General features: G+C 50.4%; 12 protein-coding genes, 1 tRNA gene and 1 pseudogene. 7 read left to right on the top strand and 7 right to left on the bottom strand.

Going from position 1 to position 16,370, the window contains the following annotated elements; translation table 11 throughout:
• Positions 1-57: 57 nt before the first annotated feature.
• Positions 58-720, bottom strand: a complete 663-nt coding sequence (locus HV213_RS22870; RefSeq protein WP_181483432.1) for an HAD family hydrolase — start codon at positions 718-720, stop codon at positions 58-60.
• 293 nt (positions 721-1,013) lie between these two features.
• On the opposite strand from HV213_RS22870, the gene HV213_RS22875 reads away from it, so the two are divergent.
• On the top strand, positions 1,014-1,574 hold the full coding sequence (locus HV213_RS22875; RefSeq protein WP_181483433.1) for a C40 family peptidase: 561 nt from the start codon (positions 1,014-1,016) through the stop codon (positions 1,572-1,574).
• A gap of 62 nt (positions 1,575-1,636) precedes the next feature.
• On the opposite strand, the gene phoE is transcribed toward HV213_RS22875, so the two are convergent.
• Complete coding sequence (gene phoE / locus HV213_RS22880) at positions 1,637-2,692, bottom strand: phosphoporin PhoE (RefSeq protein ID WP_181483434.1); 1,056 nt, start codon at positions 2,690-2,692, stop codon at positions 1,637-1,639.
• Positions 2,693-2,982: 290 nt separating this feature from the next.
• Between phoE and proB the strand changes: the two genes are divergently transcribed.
• The 4 genes from proB to HV213_RS22900 all read left to right on the top strand — a co-directional run bounded on the left by proB (position 2,983) and on the right by HV213_RS22900 (position 7,896).
• Entirely contained in the window at positions 2,983-4,086 is a 1,104-nt protein-coding gene (gene proB / locus HV213_RS22885) for a glutamate 5-kinase (RefSeq protein ID WP_181483435.1), read from the top strand.
• A 10-nt stretch (positions 4,087-4,096) separates the two neighbouring features.
• On the top strand, positions 4,097-5,350 hold the full coding sequence (gene proA / locus HV213_RS22890) for a glutamate-5-semialdehyde dehydrogenase (RefSeq protein WP_181483436.1): 1,254 nt from the start codon (positions 4,097-4,099) through the stop codon (positions 5,348-5,350).
• 112 nt (positions 5,351-5,462) lie between these two features.
• Positions 5,463-5,538 (top strand) — tRNA-Thr (locus HV213_RS22895).
• Between the two features lie 1,131 nt (positions 5,539-6,669).
• Positions 6,670-7,896: a cytochrome P450 gene (locus tag HV213_RS22900; RefSeq protein WP_181483437.1), complete on the top strand. Its 1,227-nt coding sequence runs from the start codon at positions 6,670-6,672 to the stop codon at positions 7,894-7,896.
• A 125-nt stretch (positions 7,897-8,021) separates the two neighbouring features.
• Here the strand turns inward: HV213_RS22900 and HV213_RS33800 are convergent, their stop codons facing one another.
• The 3 genes and pseudogenes from HV213_RS33800 to HV213_RS22915 form a co-directional block, all read right to left on the bottom strand.
• Positions 8,022-9,650 carry a class I SAM-dependent methyltransferase gene (locus tag HV213_RS33800; RefSeq protein WP_181483438.1) on the bottom strand — a complete coding sequence of 543 codons (1,629 nt, stop codon included), beginning with the start codon at positions 9,648-9,650 and terminating at the stop codon, positions 8,022-8,024.
• Positions 9,651-9,674: 24 nt separating this feature from the next.
• Positions 9,675-10,219 (bottom strand): annotated as a pseudogene (locus HV213_RS22910) (GNAT family N-acetyltransferase); the annotation flags it as partial.
• Between the two features lie 10 nt (positions 10,220-10,229).
• Positions 10,230-10,487, bottom strand: coding sequence for a YjhX family toxin (locus tag HV213_RS22915; protein ID WP_110273875.1), 258 nt, complete (start codon positions 10,485-10,487; stop codon positions 10,230-10,232).
• 685 nt (positions 10,488-11,172) lie between these two features.
• Here HV213_RS22915 and HV213_RS22920 point away from each other — a divergent pair.
• On the top strand, positions 11,173-12,747 hold the full coding sequence (locus HV213_RS22920; RefSeq protein ID WP_181483440.1) for an aminoacyl-histidine dipeptidase: 1,575 nt from the start codon (positions 11,173-11,175) through the stop codon (positions 12,745-12,747).
• Between the two features lie 31 nt (positions 12,748-12,778).
• Positions 12,779-14,104: an aminotransferase class V-fold PLP-dependent enzyme gene (locus tag HV213_RS22925; RefSeq protein ID WP_181483441.1), complete on the top strand. Its 1,326-nt coding sequence runs from the start codon at positions 12,779-12,781 to the stop codon at positions 14,102-14,104.
• Between the two features lie 83 nt (positions 14,105-14,187).
• Here the strand turns inward: HV213_RS22925 and HV213_RS22930 are convergent, their stop codons facing one another.
• Both HV213_RS22930 and HV213_RS22935 read right to left on the bottom strand, forming a co-directional pair.
• Positions 14,188-15,162 carry a LacI family DNA-binding transcriptional regulator gene (locus HV213_RS22930; RefSeq protein WP_181483442.1) on the bottom strand — a complete coding sequence of 325 codons (975 nt, stop codon included), beginning with the start codon at positions 15,160-15,162 and terminating at the stop codon, positions 14,188-14,190.
• A gap of 100 nt (positions 15,163-15,262) precedes the next feature.
• Entirely contained in the window at positions 15,263-16,195 is a 933-nt protein-coding gene (locus tag HV213_RS22935; RefSeq protein WP_181483443.1) for an ROK family protein, read from the bottom strand.
• Positions 16,196-16,370: the final 175 nt, after the last annotated feature.

The raw sequence follows: 16,370 nt of genomic DNA on the forward strand, positions 1-16,370 counted from the left end.
CCAAACGGCACGAAAAGTAACCCGGGTAAGGCGTTTACGCCGCGACCCGGGGAAAACTCAAAGCCGCCACTCCAGCACCGGCCACTGATGCTCTGCATTCACCGCGACCAGTTGCGAGCATGGATTGACCAATCGCACATGGTCGGCGTGCAGGCACAGCGGCATGTCGTTAATAGAATCGGTATAGAACGTCACCTCACCCGAGTATTCGGGATGTGCCTGTCGCCACTGCGCCAAACGCACCACTTTCCCCTGCTGATAGCTCGGCGTACCGGCAATCACCCCGGTATAGCCGCCTTCGGCCATCTCCACATCAATCCCTAACGCCTGTTCGATGCCCAGCTCCGCCGCTACTGCCTGCACCAGCAGGCTAACCGACGCCGAGATAACCAGCATCTGCTCACCCCGAGCTTGTAGAGTACGAATCAGATCCCACGCCTGCGGGTAAACGCGCGGCACTATCTCTTCACGTACGCAGCGCACCAGCAGACTGTCCACTTCCTGCTTTGGTACGCCAATCAGCGGTGCCTGAATCAGGGCGACGTAATCGGCAATGTTCATTTCACCACGATCGTAGTCGTCCATCAGCATCGCTTCACGCGCCAGATAGCCAGGATCGTTCACCCAGCCTTCGCGCACCATGAATCGGCTCCACACCGTGCTGCTATCCCCCTTAATTAACGTGTTATCCAGATCGAAAATCGTCAGCGTTTTGCCCATCGTTTGTTTTCCCTAATCAGCAACAGAGTCTCGCGAGAGCATGCGTAAATAAAATGACAGGAGCATGACCTGCGCCGAAGCGGTTAATTGTGAAATATTATTTCAAACTGAATTTATTTATTAATGAGTGATAACTCTTTTTTAACGAAAATAGCTCTCGTGAAATTTAAGTTCGTGATCCAGCGCATTCTATTTACGTAAGGTTTCGTAAATTTTGCGTTTAGTCATTCTGAGGCTGTAACGAATCGGCTATAAAAGACCACGGCCCGTTCCACAGTAACGAAAATAATGACATGAAGCCTAAACTCTCCTACGCGCTATTATTAGTTCCCTTTTTGATTTTGGCAGGATGTTCATCCTCAACTAAACCCTCCAAAACCGTTCATCATAGCAATACGACTATCGACGAAGGTTCTGATGACCTGATTCCAGTGATCGCCGCGCTGCACGATCAGATGCATACTTGGGAGGGAACCCCCTACGAGTGGGGCGGTACGGAGCAAAGCGGCGTCGACTGCTCCGGGTTCGTCTGGCGCACGCTGAAAGATCGCTTCAACCTGCCGATGGAGCGCATTACCACCCGCGAACTTCTGCATATGGGTGAGCGCGTGAGCCCGCGGCAGCTGCGTCCGGGAGATTTAGTGTTCTTCCGTATTAAAGGCGGAATGCACGTCGGCTTCTATGATACCGACCGTAATTTCCTTCATGCCTCTACCAGCCAGGGCGTCATGCGTTCTTCACTGGATAATCCATACTGGCAATCGGTATTCTACCAGGCGCGCCGCCTGCCGAAGGAATATAACGCCCAGATAACGATGAATAACGATAATCTGCATCTGGCCAAAAATCGTTAATTACCAATAATAAAGCCGCCCTGTCACCACGGCGGCTTTGTTATCTCTTACCAGTGAATTTATTAGAACTGGTAGGTCATACCGACAGCGACGATATCGTCATCGTTGATGCCGAGTTTATTATCGCTCTTCAGCTGGTTGATTTTGTAATCAACGAAGGCGTTCATATTTTTGTTGAAGTAATAAGTCATGCCGACGTCAATATAGTTGACCAGGTCTTCGCTACCCACGCCTTCGATATCCTTGCCTTTTGACAGCACGTAGCCCAGGGACGGACGCAGGCCGAAGTCGAACTGGTATTGTGCGACCACTTCAAAGTTCTGCGCTTTATTAGCAAAACCACCGCTGATTGGGGTCATTTTGCGGGTTTCTGAATACATAGTCGCCAGGTAGATATTGTTGGCGTCATATTTCAGGCCGGCAGCCCAGGCTTCCGCTTTTTTACCGACGCCGCGAGCCAGCAGGTTCTGGTCATCAGTACGATCGGAGCTGGTGTAAGCGGCACTGGCGGCGAAATCGCTGCCACCGAAGTCATAGCTTAACGCAGTACCAAAACCGTCGCCATTTTGTTTCTTGGCATCACGATCGCCTTCGTTTTTGCCCTGATATTGCAAGGTCAGATCCAGGCCATCCACCACGCCGAAGAAGTCAGTATTACGGTAGGTTGCCAGGCCGCTGGAGCGCTTGGTCATAAAGTTATCGGTCTGCGCAGAAGAGTCGCCACCGAATTCCGGGAACATATCGGTCCAGGCTTCAACGTCGTACAGCGCGCCGAGGTTACGACCATAGTCGAATGAACCGTAAGTCTTTAATTTCACGCCAGCGAACGCCAGACGCGTTTTCTGCGAAGAGTCGCTTTCGGTTTTGTTGCCAGAGAATTCAGATTCCCAACGACCGTAGCCAGTCAGTTCGTCATTAATCTGCGTTTCGCCTTTGATACCGAAACGAACATAGGTCTGGTCGCCATCTTTGCTGTCATAGTCACTCAGATAGTGCATCGCTTTGACTTTGCCGTAGACGTCCAGTTTATTACCGTTTTTATTATAAACTTCTGCTGCCTGCGTCGCCGAAGAAGCAATAAGACCCATCATCATTAATGCCAGTGAGCTCTTTTTCATTATTCAGTCCTGGTGATTTATTTATACGCGCTAATCAATTCCGGGCGGAAGCCCTGTCAAAAACTGCAGGTTTTTTAACGCTCTAATATTAAAAATTTATGACAATGTGGAACTTTTTATAAAAAAGGGTATTTAATTATTTCCGTCATGAATGTGTCACACTTCCCCGCCAGAATGCCCGATCCGCGCAATGAAGTGGTTTGTCCATGACGCCAGGTGTTGGCAAGCGGGCTGACTCCTGTTACAACATCAATTCGATATCGAAACTCCTTTTTGAACGGCAGAGAATCATGAGTGATAGCCAGACGCTGGTGGTAAAACTGGGCACCAGTGTTTTAACGGGCGGATCCCGCCGCCTGAACCGCGCCCATATCGTTGAATTAGTGCGCCAGTGCGCACAGCTACACGCGATGGGCCATCGAATTGTGATAGTGACCTCCGGGGCAATCGCCGCCGGACGTGAGCACCTCGGCTACCCGGAACTGCCCGCGACCATCGCCTCCAAACAGCTACTGGCGGCAGTCGGTCAAAGCCGTCTTATCCAACTGTGGGAACAGCTATTTTCTATTTACGGCATTCACATTGGTCAGATGCTGTTGACCCGCGCCGATATGGAAGACCGCGAGCGTTTCCTTAACGCCCGCGATACCCTGCGCGCGCTGCTGGATAACAACATCGTGCCGGTCATTAATGAAAATGACGCTGTGGCAACCGCTGAAATTAAAGTCGGCGATAACGATAATCTTTCGGCGCTGGCGGCTATTCTCGCAGGCGCCGACAAACTGCTGCTGCTGACCGATCAGCAGGGCCTGTTTACCGCCGACCCGCGTAACAACCCGCAGGCCGAGCTGATTAAAGACGTTTACGGTATTGATGACGCCCTGCGCGCCGTCGCGGGCGATAGCGTTTCTGGCTTAGGTACCGGCGGTATGGGTACCAAATTGCAGGCCGCCGACGTCGCTTGCCGCGCGGGTATCGACACCATTATTGCTGCCGGTAGTCGTCCGGGTGTCATTGCCGATGTGATGAAAGGCGTCTCTGTAGGAACCCGCTTCCACGCGCAGGAGTCGCCGCTGGAAAACCGCAAGCGCTGGATTTTCGGTGCGCCACCGGCGGGTGAAATTACCGTTGACACCGGGGCGACCCAGGCAATTCTCGAGCGCGGCAGCTCTCTGCTGCCGAAAGGGATTAAAACCATCACCGGCAACTTTTCGCGCGGCGAAGTTATCCGTATTCGCAACCTCGAAGGCCGCGATATCGCCCACGGCGTCAGCCGCTATAACAGCGATGCCCTGCGCCGTATCGCCGGGCACCACTCGCAGCAAATTGATGCCATTCTGGGCTATGAATATGGCCCGGTCGCCGTCCACCGTGACGACATGATTATCCGTTAAGGAGCTGAAAATGCTGGAACAAATGGGCATTGCTGCCAAAGCGGCCTCATACAAACTCGCGCAGCTTTCCAGTCGCGAAAAGAACCAGGTGCTGGAAAAGATTGCCGACTATCTTGAAGCGCAGACTGAAGAGATTCTGCGTGCTAACGCTGAAGACCTGACGGAAGCACGCGCCAACGGTTTAAGCGAGGCGCTGCTTGATCGCCTGGCGCTCAACCCTGCGCGCCTGAGCGGAATTGCCAACGACGTCCGCCAGGTTTGCAATCTGGCCGATCCTGTCGGTCAGGTGATCGATGGCGGCCTGCTCGATAGCGGCCTGCGCATTGAGCGCCGCCGCGTGCCGTTGGGCGTGGTCGGCGTGATTTACGAAGCGCGTCCAAACGTCACCGTCGATGTTGCCTCTTTATGCCTGAAAACCGGTAACGCGGCGATCCTGCGCGGCGGCAAAGAGACCTGGCGCACCAACGCCGCCACGGTGAAGGTGATTCAGCAGGCGCTGCAAGAGTGCGGCTTACCGGCAGCCACTGTCCAGGCAATTGAGAGCCCGGATCGCGCGCTGGTCGGCGAGATGCTGAAGATGGATAAGTACATCGATATGCTGATCCCTCGCGGCGGCGCAGGTCTGCATAAGCTATGCCGCGAGCAGTCGACGATCCCGGTGATCACCGGCGGAATTGGCGTGTGCCATATTTATATTGACCACTCTGCCGACGTTGCCGAGGCGCTGAAAGTTATCGTCAACGCTAAGGTTCAGCGCCCGAGCGCCTGTAACTCGGTCGAAACGCTGCTGGTACATCAGGATATCGCCGAGCGCTTCCTGCCCGCGCTGAGCAAGCAAATGGCGGAAAGCGGCGTCAGCCTGCACGCCGATGCGACCTCCCTGCCCGCGCTGCAAAACGGCCCGGCCAACGTAGAACCGGTGAAAGCGGAACAGTATGACAACGAGTATCTGTCGCTGGATCTGAACGTGAAAGTGGTTGCCGACCAGGACGAGGCCGTGGCCCATATTCGCGAGCACGGCACTCAGCACTCGGACGCTATTCTGACGCGCACGCTGGGCAATGCGAACCGCTTTATCAACGAAGTGGACTCCTCTGCGGTGTACGTCAACGCCTCTACCCGCTTTACCGACGGCGGCCAGTTTGGCCTCGGTGCGGAAGTGGCGGTCAGCACGCAGAAGCTGCACGCACGCGGTCCGATGGGCCTGGAAGCGCTGACGACCTATAAGTGGATTGGTTTCGGCGACGATACCATTCGTGCTTAAAGCTGAAAGGGTGATGCAAAAGTAGCCGTTTGATTCGCAAGGGCATTGACGCATCACCCACTTAGTTTTAACCTTCTAACCCGTGTTTACGCTCGTAAGCACCTCTTGCAGGGCCGATATAGCTCAGTTGGTAGAGCAGCGCATTCGTAATGCGAAGGTCGTAGGTTCGACTCCTATTATCGGCACCATTTCAAACTCTTCCCAAGTCTACCGAAATCCACTCAACGCCCGTATACTGCGGTTTCTAGCCCGTATCTTATCTCCTGTTATCAACTGGACTTAACCGAAATCAAGTCACAGTTGGGGGCATAAGTGAGGCATTCTGTGTTCGGTCCTGGGAGATGCCCCCAATGAAGCTAAATGCACGCAGGTAGACGGCGCTAAACCCAGAGATAAAGCCTATTAGGCGTTTAAGTAATCATCTTGCCGCTACATTCTGTTAAGTAGAAGTGTTTCATTGCCAATGAATCTACCGGAAAATATGATGTAGCTCACACTTAAAAAAGAGTCAGCAAGATGATTCCTAAGTATTAACGATTGCGTAATCTGTTAATATAAACATGTTTTTAAAAACAGTGTTGACTCACCCCAATAAATGTGTAAATTAAAGTTTAACAGCACAATGATAGTAGTTAGTTTTATTAGAAGTACTGGGGTAGACCATTTTGCAATAAAGGCCACGAAGTTTGTAGTTTGGGGTGCAGTATGCTTTAAAGCCGCGTAGTAATTGTGCTAAAAAGCAAAATGGCAGTGTAAGCGCGACGATGTAAGGCCTTGTTTTATAGTTATTTTCTGCGGTTATTGCATCATGATAAGCGCAACGGTAATAAGGCAACGCATCAAAGAGTATATGTCGCGATGGGGATGTACTTGTTTAAGATGCCAAGCTTGTTTTTAAAGCTGGTAAGTGTGTAACTAGATAACTAGAGGGAGGTTTTTAAGTCTTAATGCCCAATATTATCTGTAGCAAACGGGTGCATTTAAAAGCAGCATAAATTGCAGTAATAATTCAGTAAGTTCATTAATGTTAAATCTGAAGTCTGTAGTACCTTAAAAGCCCTTACCGCAATGGTAAGGGCTTTTAAGATCTCTCACTCTGATACTCAGTCGAACTCTTTTACTCCAGATATACCCAACACCTGCTTGCGGTGCAAGGGTGAGCCACTTGGCCGCTTCGTCGCATTTTTCATCGGCGATATAACCGGCGGTATCCTGATAGATAAAATCAACGAGCCCCACCAACCATTGCAGAAATATTTGAAGTGCAACATATCCCTGCTTAACTCAAAGGATATTCATCCTGTGATGAGGGTTCACATATGGCATATGTCGATAAAGCTCTGCGGTTTAATCCTTCCTCGCCCACCTTCCAGGAAAATCTTCATAACGTTTATCACCACATGCGCAACCACCAGCCGACGGCGCGGATCGGTAAAACATGGGTGCTCACCCGCTATCAGGACGTTTATCAGGCGCTGAAAGAGCGCGCCTTTGTGTCTTCCGGGATCCCCGAAGATTTACATGCTGAACTGCAAAAGCAGAACCTCTACCTGTCCCCCGCTTTGCGAGATCTTCTTTACGGCATCGTTCTTTTTGAAGGCGGCGGAGTACATCAGGAGCACCGTCAGGCATTACAGGCCTTATTCACAGGCGAATCATGGGCGGCCTTAACCGACATCATTTCACACGAGGCCAATTCGCTGATAGCTGAGCTTGCAGGGCTCCATTCCTTTGACGGCATTAGCCAGATTGCTGCGCCGCTTTGGGGAAGGCTTTTTACCGCCTGGCTTAATTTGCCAGAAGAGGTGCAGACAGTTGTCGGGCAGGAGAAAAATGCTATTCGATTATTGCTCGATCCCAGCGCAATTGACAAACAGGGGCTTGAAAGACTGTTACAGGCGCTTTCACATCTGGATCAAAGTTTTAGCCAACTAGCGCGCAGAGATGACTATGACTCTCTTTTTTATCGCAGCTTACTGAGAGGTTATGGCGGGGATAAAGACGCCCTTTCAGAGCGATTCAGCACCGATTGCGTCACGATGCTCATTGGCGGCAGCGAAACCAGCGAAGCGCTGACCGGAAACCTACTGCTGATGCTTGCTCAACATCCGGAATTACAAGAACGCGTCCGGAATAACTCCCTGCGCATGAAAGACATCGTCAGCGAAACTATGCGCTTTGAATCGCCGCTACAGATGGGCAGGCGAAAGGTTGTAGCCCCAGTGGCGTTTCTTGGTCGCGAGCTTAAAGCGGGTGATAACATTCTACTTTGTCTTGGCTCAGCTAACAGAGATGAAACCGTTTTTGCCGAGGCATCGCGCTTTACTCCGGGCCGAAAAAATGCTCAACGACAACTGGGATTTGGTGCTGGAGCGCATCAATGTATTGGTCAAATACTGGCGCAGTTTCAAGCTGAAAATCTGGCCCTGGCGTTAAGTCACCGAGGCATAATCTCTATGCAGGGGGAGGCTAAATGGTCCAGAAGAAGCCTGATTCTGAGAACGCTGGATTCGTTGCCCATGAAAATTAATGAGCTAACTGATTAATCAACCAGCACTTCATCAGATATTCTCGCGGCTTCATAATAGATTAGGCGTCCAGGTAACAGAACCCCGTAAAGTTAAGCAATGTGAACCCGGCATAGAACTTCGCCTATGCCGGGCACTTCACACTACCGCGCTATTAGAGCAAACACGCCCCAGCCAAAATACTCACGCGTGTACGTTACATGGCGTTTTGGCGCTATCGTCAGCTCAGCCCGGGCTTCTGGCGCAAAGTCATCATGCGGATTTTCCTCTAACCAGCGGCGCAGGGTGAGCCACTTGGCCGCTTCGTAGCGGTCCCAGCCCTCCTGATCGGCCAGAACCATCTCCACAAGGTCGTAGCCGAGTGCATCAAGAGAGGAAACCAGTTCAGGAAGAGTGAGAAAGTCTGCGAGCGAAGAGGCTCCACAGGCTTGTGCTATCTCTTCCGTTGCCGGTACCTGACGCCAGTACGGCTCGCCGATCAGCAGCATTCCACCGGGTTTGAGGCTTTGGCTCAGCAGCTCAACAGTCCCGGCTACGCCGCCGCCAATCCAGGTGGCGCCCACACAGGCTGCGATATCGCATTTTTCATCAGCAACATAACCGGCAGCATCCTGATGGATAAAATCAACGCTGTCGGCAACGCCAAGTTCTTGCGCCCGCTGTTTGGCCTGCTGGCTAAATAGCGCGCTCATATCGACACCCATACCGCTAATACCGTGGTCGCGAGCCCAGGTACAGAGCATTTCTCCCGAACCGCTGCCGAGGTCGAGTATCCGGTACCCTGGCTTCATACGTAACACGCGGCCCAGCATGGCATATTTTTCCGGCGTAAATGGATTATGGATGCGGTGAGCGCTTTCACTAATGGTAAAAATACGTGGGATATCCAATGTTGGAATTCCTTTTATTGAATTTGAAGTAAGAGAATTGGGCTTATTTTTTTCCGCCAGCAGCGCATATAGCTTGCCTTCAAAGGTCTCGCTGACCGGCCATTCCGCCCTATCCGGGCGGATAATCGTGGTCAAACCTGCCGTGCGCAGCAGGTCGAGATACTCTGTATCCTGCCAGGCGGTCATTTGGCTGCCGAAGCGCGTCACGTTGCCGTTCTCTTCAATTGCCATAAACAGCGTTGAGCTGGTTTGCGCTGCCGGCTCCCAGGCGTACTCCGTCAGCAGCAGATGCGGCGTGGCAAGAAACAGCCCCTGCGGACAGCGCTGCCAGCCGGGTTCCGCCATTCCCTGACGTTTAACTTCATCATAAGTATGAACCTCGATAAGCAGTTTTCCCCCCGGGGCCAGCCACTGCGCACAGCGGTTAATCAGCGCCCGGGCATCCATCTCGCTGAACACATTCAGTTCACCAAAGGTCATCACGATGAAATCAAACTGTTCTCCCGGCTCGTAGGCACGTACATCCTGCTGCCGATAATCAATATTCAGCTCGGCGGTCTGCGCCTGCTGCCGGGCCCAGGCGATCGAGGCCGGAGAAAAATCCACGCCCGTACAGCAAAAGCCGCGTTCAGCCAGCAGACGGGTGTAAAAACCCGGCCCGCAGCCAAGATCCAGAATGCGGGCTCCGATGGGCAATTGTCCGGCAATCCACGCCACCTGCTGTTCGATAACCGCCTGCCTGCGGCTGGCCCAGTCGTGGTCCTGTGAAAGATGGTTCTCCAGCATACGCTGGCTAAAAGCCGGCTCATCCCAGGGGATTTTGCGCTCCCCGGATAACAACGCCACGTGTCCAGAACCGGTAATAATCGTGCCAATAGTCATTATCATTTCCTTATTGATTACTCGCGCCAATGCTCGGGTTTCATCAACGCGCGAGCGCACTGTATCTGACCGGTTCGACTCAGCGGTCCAGCCGAAAGCAGTTGCAGCATCCAGCAGGCTTTATGCTCCTCCGGGATGGGGTAAGGAGCTGGGTAGCCTTTATCTCCGGCGCAAGGTTCAAAGCCATGCCGCGGGTAATAAGTGGCATGTCCCAGAACGAATACCGCCAGGCTCCCCATCGCCTTCAGATGCTCAATACCGCTTTGGATAAGCCATCCGCCAACCCCCATGCCCTGGTATTCGGGTATTACCGCCAGGGGGGCAAGGATATGCATCATCGGGGAGTCAGACTCTCCTTTGAATGTCGCCCGGGTGAACAAAATATGCCCGACCGCTTTTCCATTATGTCTGGCCAGCAGAGATAACCTCGGACAAGCGCTCTCATCGTTGAGCAAATCGGCCACCAGCTCAGCCTCTTTGCTAAAGCCGAACGCTCGGGTTTCGACCTCGCAAATATCACCGGCGTCACCTTCGGTAGTGATATGAAAAGTGAAGTTGTGGTTTGTCATCAGATGCTCCTTAGCGATTATCCAGTTGGGCGCGGACGTTGTTCAGCCCGGTGGTATTGATGCGGTAGGGCTGCCCATTGACGGACTTAATCAGCTTTTTGGTTTTGAGTTTTTTGAAAACGGCGAGCGTACAGTCGGTGAGCAGAAGCCCTTCGCGGCTGTAGCATTCAACAGAGGTCACGCGGCCTGAAGTATCGCGAACGTGCGCGATCCGGCCGCCTTTAGCGAGAACGTGTAAGGTACGTTGTTCCTGACGGGATAGATTCATACTGAAGAAACCTGTTAATCATCATGCGTAAAAACGAGCCAACACCCAAAAGTGTTCGCGTAAAGTTTAAGCGCAGCGATAACCAGTCCGGCCTGAGAAGGTCGGGAAGCTGATTATCTAATGATTACATTCTCCAGCATCAAAGCCTCGGTAAGAGTTGAAAGGTATTTTCGATGCGAATGATAACAGAGAGAGCATGGATGGGAATAATCAAAACTAGAAAATGTGATCTGAAAAGGAGAAATGGTTAGTACAAAACTCTTTTCTCCAGATATCGGCTTACACCTCCAGGGCGTATTTGTTAACAATAAATCATTCATAAAACAAAATAATAAACACCCATGCATATATGTAAATAATATGTTAATAACATGATACAAATCAATAAATGAATTAGAAAATAGTTCCATTATCGTTTCAAAGGTTAAACGATCAAATGCACGGCATATATTCCTGTAAGGATAACATTATGAACAACTCAGTTTACCTCCCCTCCCAGAAAATTATTTATTTTATATTTATCACATCAAACAAAAAGAAATAAATCAACAAAACCAATACCAGTCAATTACACATGACATCATCACCGATGACTGATGTTATTTATTCTATCGCGATAATTGAAACCCAGAATGTTTTTTGGTTCACGCTACCCTACAAGATTATACCGATTAAGGAAAAGAATATGTCTATCGAAATCACCCGACAGCTGGTACAGGAAACAAATGAAAAAGTTTTTCATTATTTCAAAGAAATCAGCAAAATCCCTCGGGGTTCGCATAATGAAAAAGCCATCGCCGACTGGATTGTCGATTTTGCACTAAAACGAAATCTTGAAATCAGGCGCACAGAAGCTTCTGAAACGGGGCAATCCGTCTATAACCTCGTTATCTGCAAACCCGCAACGCCAGGCTATGAATCCGTAGCCCCGGTCATCTTGCAGGCGCATATCGACATGGTTTGCCAGAAAACCAAAGAGTCGCAGCATAATTTTTTGACCGACCCCATCGAAATTGTCAGTGACGGCAAATATATGACCGCCAAAGGCACCACGCTCGGTGCCGATGATGGTATTGGCGTCGCGTGCATACTGGCTATTTTAGACAGCCACGTTCTTGCGCATCCCCCTATCGAAGCACTCTTCACATCTGATGAAGAAGACGGTATGTCCGGAGCTATGGCGGTAACTGACAAACTAGTAACAGCAAAGCGACTTATCAATATCGATACTGAACACGCAAGTACGCTGTATTACGGCTGCGCGGGCGGTATTGATGCTAACTTTACGCTACCCGCCACGTACGAACCTATCGCGGAAAATGCCGCACAAATAAAAATCACGCTTTCCGGCCTGCTTGGCGGGCACTCGGGAGTGGAAATCCATAGAAAACACGCCAATGCGCACAAGCTAATGGCCCGGACATTACGCGCCGTTCAGGAAGCGTATCCATTTAGCCTTATTGCCTTTGAAGGCGGCGATAAGCGCAACGTCATTACCCGGGAAGCCTGCGCGCTTATCAGCGTCGAGCCTCGGAATGCCGACTCGGTCAGAGCGTTGATTAAGAGTCAGGAGGCGATATTTCAGCATGAATATGAGGGTACTGAAAACGCCATTAATCTAACAGCGGAAGCAGTGGCGGAATCGCATACACAAGTGTTGTCACAGCAATCGCTGAATAAATTTATTGCTGCCATCCTTATCATCCCCAATGATATTCAGGCCATGCACTGCAATGAACCAAGCCTGGTGGAAACCTCCTGTAACCTGGGTATTGTTAGCCTGAAGCCGGACGGCATTCGCCTCTGTTCGCTGATCCGTAGCTTCTTCAGAACCAAAAAGCTGTATGTACTCGAACAAATGCGGCAGCTCGCTACCCTTCTCGGCGCTGAATTCACCGCAACAGGCGACTACCCGGATTGGGAACCTAAACGCGAGTCAGAGATCATTGCCCGTTTTGTCCATGCTTACCAAACGGCTTTTTCAGCCGAGCCAACGCTCGAGTCTATTCATGCTGGTCTTGAGTGTGGTTATTTCACCGAAAAATTCCCCTGGATGGAAATGATAGCTTGCGGCCCAACCATCACTGGCGCGCATACGCCAGAAGAAAGGCTGGATATTGAGAGTACAGAAAAAGTCGTGGAGTTGTTACTTCAGGTATTGAATCAAATGGACGAGGCTGCGCCTGTCCGGGAAATGAATAATTTCTGTGCTGAAGACAGAGCACATACCCATACACCTGTTTGCCAGTGTATTCGCTAACCAAAGCGATCATATAAAAGGATATTTGATAATGAATACTGTTCTGGAAATTATAGGTCTGGATTCACTGGTTGAGCTTGATGATAAAAGACAAGTTCCCGCTATTAATTTAGATAATGCGGCAACAACACCCGCGTTTAAGCTAGTCGCCGAAGAAATTAACCGGCAGCTTCTGTTCTATGGTTCTATCGGGCGCGGAAAGGGGCAGAAATCTGAACACTCTTCCCAAATCTATAGCGCTGGACGAGATATTGTTAAGGATTTTGTCGGTGCAAGGAGCGATCTATATACCGTCTTTTATGTTAACAGCACAACAGATGGGATGAACAAACTGGCTTCGGCATTAATTGAGAGCCCGGAAGATATCGTTCTGACCACCCGAATGGAGCATCATGCCAATGATTTGCCCTGGCGTGAACGCGTGACAACTTTATACGCGGAGGTCGACAGTAAGGGGCGGCTTATTATTGAAGATCTGGAGCGAATATTGCGCGAGCAAGGAGGAAAAGTTCGCTACGTTTCCGTCACCGCCGCATCTAATGTCACCGGCTATGTTAATGATGTCCACCGCATTGCCAAAATAGCGCATAAGTATGGCGCTCAAATTATTGTCGATGGCGCCCAGATTGTCGCTCATCGTGCATTTAAAATGCTGGGGGAAACTTCTGAAGAAAATATTGATTACTTTGTTTTTTCAGCCCATAAAATGTATTCCCCCTACGGCGGCGGTGCGGTTGTCGGTTTAAAGGAAACATTAAGCGAACGCTTACCCGTATTCTATGGCGGCGGTATGGTTAAGACGGTAATGGATGATAAGGTCATTTATAACGACTTACCCGATCGTTATGAAGCTGGCTCCCCTAATTATCTGGGAGTCGTCGGGATGCTTAAGGCAATCGAGATCCTTCGCAAAGTTGGCTTTAACGCCATCAAAGAGCATGAGCAACGGTTGATTAAAAAAACGTTAGCGAGATTAAAAACGATACCAGGCGTTATCCTTTACGGTGACAACGAGCAAGTTTCGGACCGGGTAGGTATTATCGTATTTAATCTGAAAGACATCACTAATGAGACCGTCGCGAATAAACTCGCCGGACGCAGAGGGATTGCGGTTCGTCATGCTGCATTCTGCGCCCATCCTTACGTTCGCCGCCTGGCCGAGCGCGAGGCTGAGCGGGAAAATACCGTTGATGGATGCTTCCCGCCAGAAGGCATGGTTCGTATCAGCTTTGGAATATATAACACCGACGCCGATGTCGATGCGCTGATCGAAACGCTGCACCTTATTCTCAACGATAAAACATCCTATATGGTACAAAATACGGATATATCAACTCAACCAAGCGATCGTGGATAGTTGATTAATTTATTATTTTAGTGAACGTCCGATAGCCAATAAGGCTATCGGACAGACATTCTCTCCACGAACAAATTTAGCCTTTACGCGCTATTTCTCAGCCTGAGCTGCACGGGCAGTAAAATATTATCTGCACTCGAGCGGCAAATAAGCTCTTCCACGGCCCGCTTGCCTAATGATTCTTTATCAATGGCTATCGTGGTCAGCGCGGGCGTCAGGTGACTGGACAAATCAATATCATCGAAGCCGACGATAGCCAGATCCTCTGGCACCCTTATCCCATTTTGATGGCAATAATTCATCGCCACGATGGCCGCCGCATCGTTGTAACAAAACAGGGCATCAGGGGGTTCGGGTAGCGCCATCAGTTCATCAAGCGCATATTCCAGAGATGGCGTTAGCTCCGTCAGCGCGGGCGCCGTCACTTCATATTGAGGAGACATCAGCATGCCAGCATCAAACAGCGCCTGTCGGTATCCTTTCTCACGCTGGCGAATACTGTAATGTGCAAGGCTGCTGGCCAGAAAGGCGATACGATGATACCCCTTTTCAATCAGATGCTGCGTCAGCACTATCCCACCCTGGTAATTATCAGGATTGATACTGACCATGCCGGGGATCGCGTGATCAACCAACACCATCGGCTGCGGTAATTTTCTTAATTCCGCCATCAGCTCCGGCTCTATAAACCCAACGCACAGGAGAGCATCGGGGGAATGCTGCCGTACCTGTTGGGTCACATTATCCGTCGGCCCCATCGCCAAAAAACTGAGCGCAATGTTGCATTTCCGGCAGGCATCTTCAACGGCCAACAGGACGGGTGAGTAGAAGTTCATCGCACTGGCGGTGTTATGTTGGCGGTGGAGTATGAAGAGAATTTTTTTAATTTTCTCATCACGAAGTCTGGAGAAGTCATACCCCATCTCCTGTGCTACCTGCATCACCCGCTGCCGGGTTTCTTCGCTAAGTCCGGGGCGATGGTTCAACGCCCGCGACACCGCCCCCACCGATACACCCGCTTTCTGCGCGATATCCCGCACCCTGACTGTCTTCAACATGCCTGACCTACCCCTTGTTTACGGTTATCGCTATCATACTTCAACTCGCATGTTTGTTCCTGAAAATGAAGGAGTTAGCAAGGATTCGCATCATTGAAAACTATTCTGTACTGACGCTTGCCCTCAATGCCGCATCGCGTCCCAGCCATGCCGCACCACGAACGCCGCTGCTATCGCCATGCATCGCCGGGACAATTGGCGTAGTGCATTGCGTATTGAAAATATATTTTTCCACAGCCTGAGTCAGGTCAGTAAAGATCTCCGGAATGCGCGAAAGCCCGCCACCAACCACCACAATATCAGGATCGTAGATATTGATAACCGATGCTAACGCCCTCGCCAGCTGATCTTTAAATAGCCGGAACAAAGCGGTTGCATCAGGATCGTATTGATCAATAAGCGAAAAAATGGCTTTTGCATCCAGGGTATTGCCGTCAATCAGATTATATTGCCGTGCCAGCCCCGATCCCGAAATAAAAGACTCTGTGCAGTTTAGCTGCCCGCAATAGCATTTTACGCCAGCACCATCCCGCAGCGGATCATAGTGAGGAAGCGGATTATGACCCCATTCTCCGGCGTTACCGTTGCGTCCTCGCCAGAGCATTTTATTCATTGAAAGCCCGCCGCCGCAGCCGGTTCCCAGAATCGCGCCAAACACAATCCCCACCTGTGCGCCCGCACCATCCGTCGACTCTGATAATGTAAAGCAGTTGGCGTCATTGTCCCACGCGACGGGATGGCCCAACGCCTGTTCCAGATCCTGAATCAGCGGTCGTTGGTTAAGGACCACGATATTGGAGTTTTTGATGAGCCGGGTATCAACATCTTCTGTTCCCGGCAGGCATAAACCGACGCTGACCGGGACGGCAAAAGAAGACTTAACGTCCTGAATAAAATCGACCAGCGATGTCAGAAACCCCTGATAGTCAGATTTCACCGTACTTATTCGCTTTGATAACAAGATATTACCCTGAGCATCCAGGATAACTGCTTCTGTTTTCGTCCCGCCAATATCCAGTCCCATACTTAACATTCGATCACCTCAGCAAGCGCTCATTAGATGTTTACTAAACAATTATTAATACCCATTATCCTAAGTGAAAAATCCGTTATTTGAAGCTTATTAACACGCATTAGTGATAAAGATCACATAAACAAAAACAGAAAAATATGATGTTTACTAAACAAAGTGAGAGTTTATCAACCTA

It is taken from the genome of Klebsiella sp. RHBSTW-00484, from assembly GCF_013705725.1.
GTDB lineage: Bacteria > Pseudomonadota > Gammaproteobacteria > Enterobacterales > Enterobacteriaceae > Klebsiella.

Bases quoted from the DNA above. Each gene is read 5' to 3' on its own strand.
- HV213_RS22935 (WP_181483443.1), bottom strand. From the start codon at position 16,195: ATGTTAAGTATGGGACTGGATATTGGCGGGACGAAAACAGAAGCAGTT.
- HV213_RS22930 (WP_181483442.1), bottom strand. From the start codon at position 15,162: ATGTTGAAGACAGTCAGGGTGCGGGATATCGCGCAGAAAGCGGGTGTA.
- proB (WP_181483435.1), top strand. From the start codon at position 2,983: ATGAGTGATAGCCAGACGCTGGTGGTAAAACTGGGCACCAGTGTTTTA.
- proA (WP_181483436.1), top strand. From the start codon at position 4,097: ATGCTGGAACAAATGGGCATTGCTGCCAAAGCGGCCTCATACAAACTC.
- phoE (WP_181483434.1), bottom strand. From the start codon at position 2,692: ATGAAAAAGAGCTCACTGGCATTAATGATGATGGGTCTTATTGCTTCT.
- HV213_RS22925 (WP_181483441.1), top strand. From the start codon at position 12,779: ATGAATACTGTTCTGGAAATTATAGGTCTGGATTCACTGGTTGAGCTT.
- HV213_RS33800 (WP_181483438.1), bottom strand. From the start codon at position 9,650: ATGACTATTGGCACGATTATTACCGGTTCTGGACACGTGGCGTTGTTA.
- HV213_RS22870 (WP_181483432.1), bottom strand. From the start codon at position 720: ATGGGCAAAACGCTGACGATTTTCGATCTGGATAACACGTTAATTAAG.
- HV213_RS22875 (WP_181483433.1), top strand. From the start codon at position 1,014: ATGAAGCCTAAACTCTCCTACGCGCTATTATTAGTTCCCTTTTTGATT.
- HV213_RS22915 (WP_110273875.1), bottom strand. From the start codon at position 10,487: ATGAATCTATCCCGTCAGGAACAACGTACCTTACACGTTCTCGCTAAA.
- HV213_RS22920 (WP_181483440.1), top strand. From the start codon at position 11,173: ATGTCTATCGAAATCACCCGACAGCTGGTACAGGAAACAAATGAAAAA.
- HV213_RS22900 (WP_181483437.1), top strand. From the start codon at position 6,670: ATGGCATATGTCGATAAAGCTCTGCGGTTTAATCCTTCCTCGCCCACC.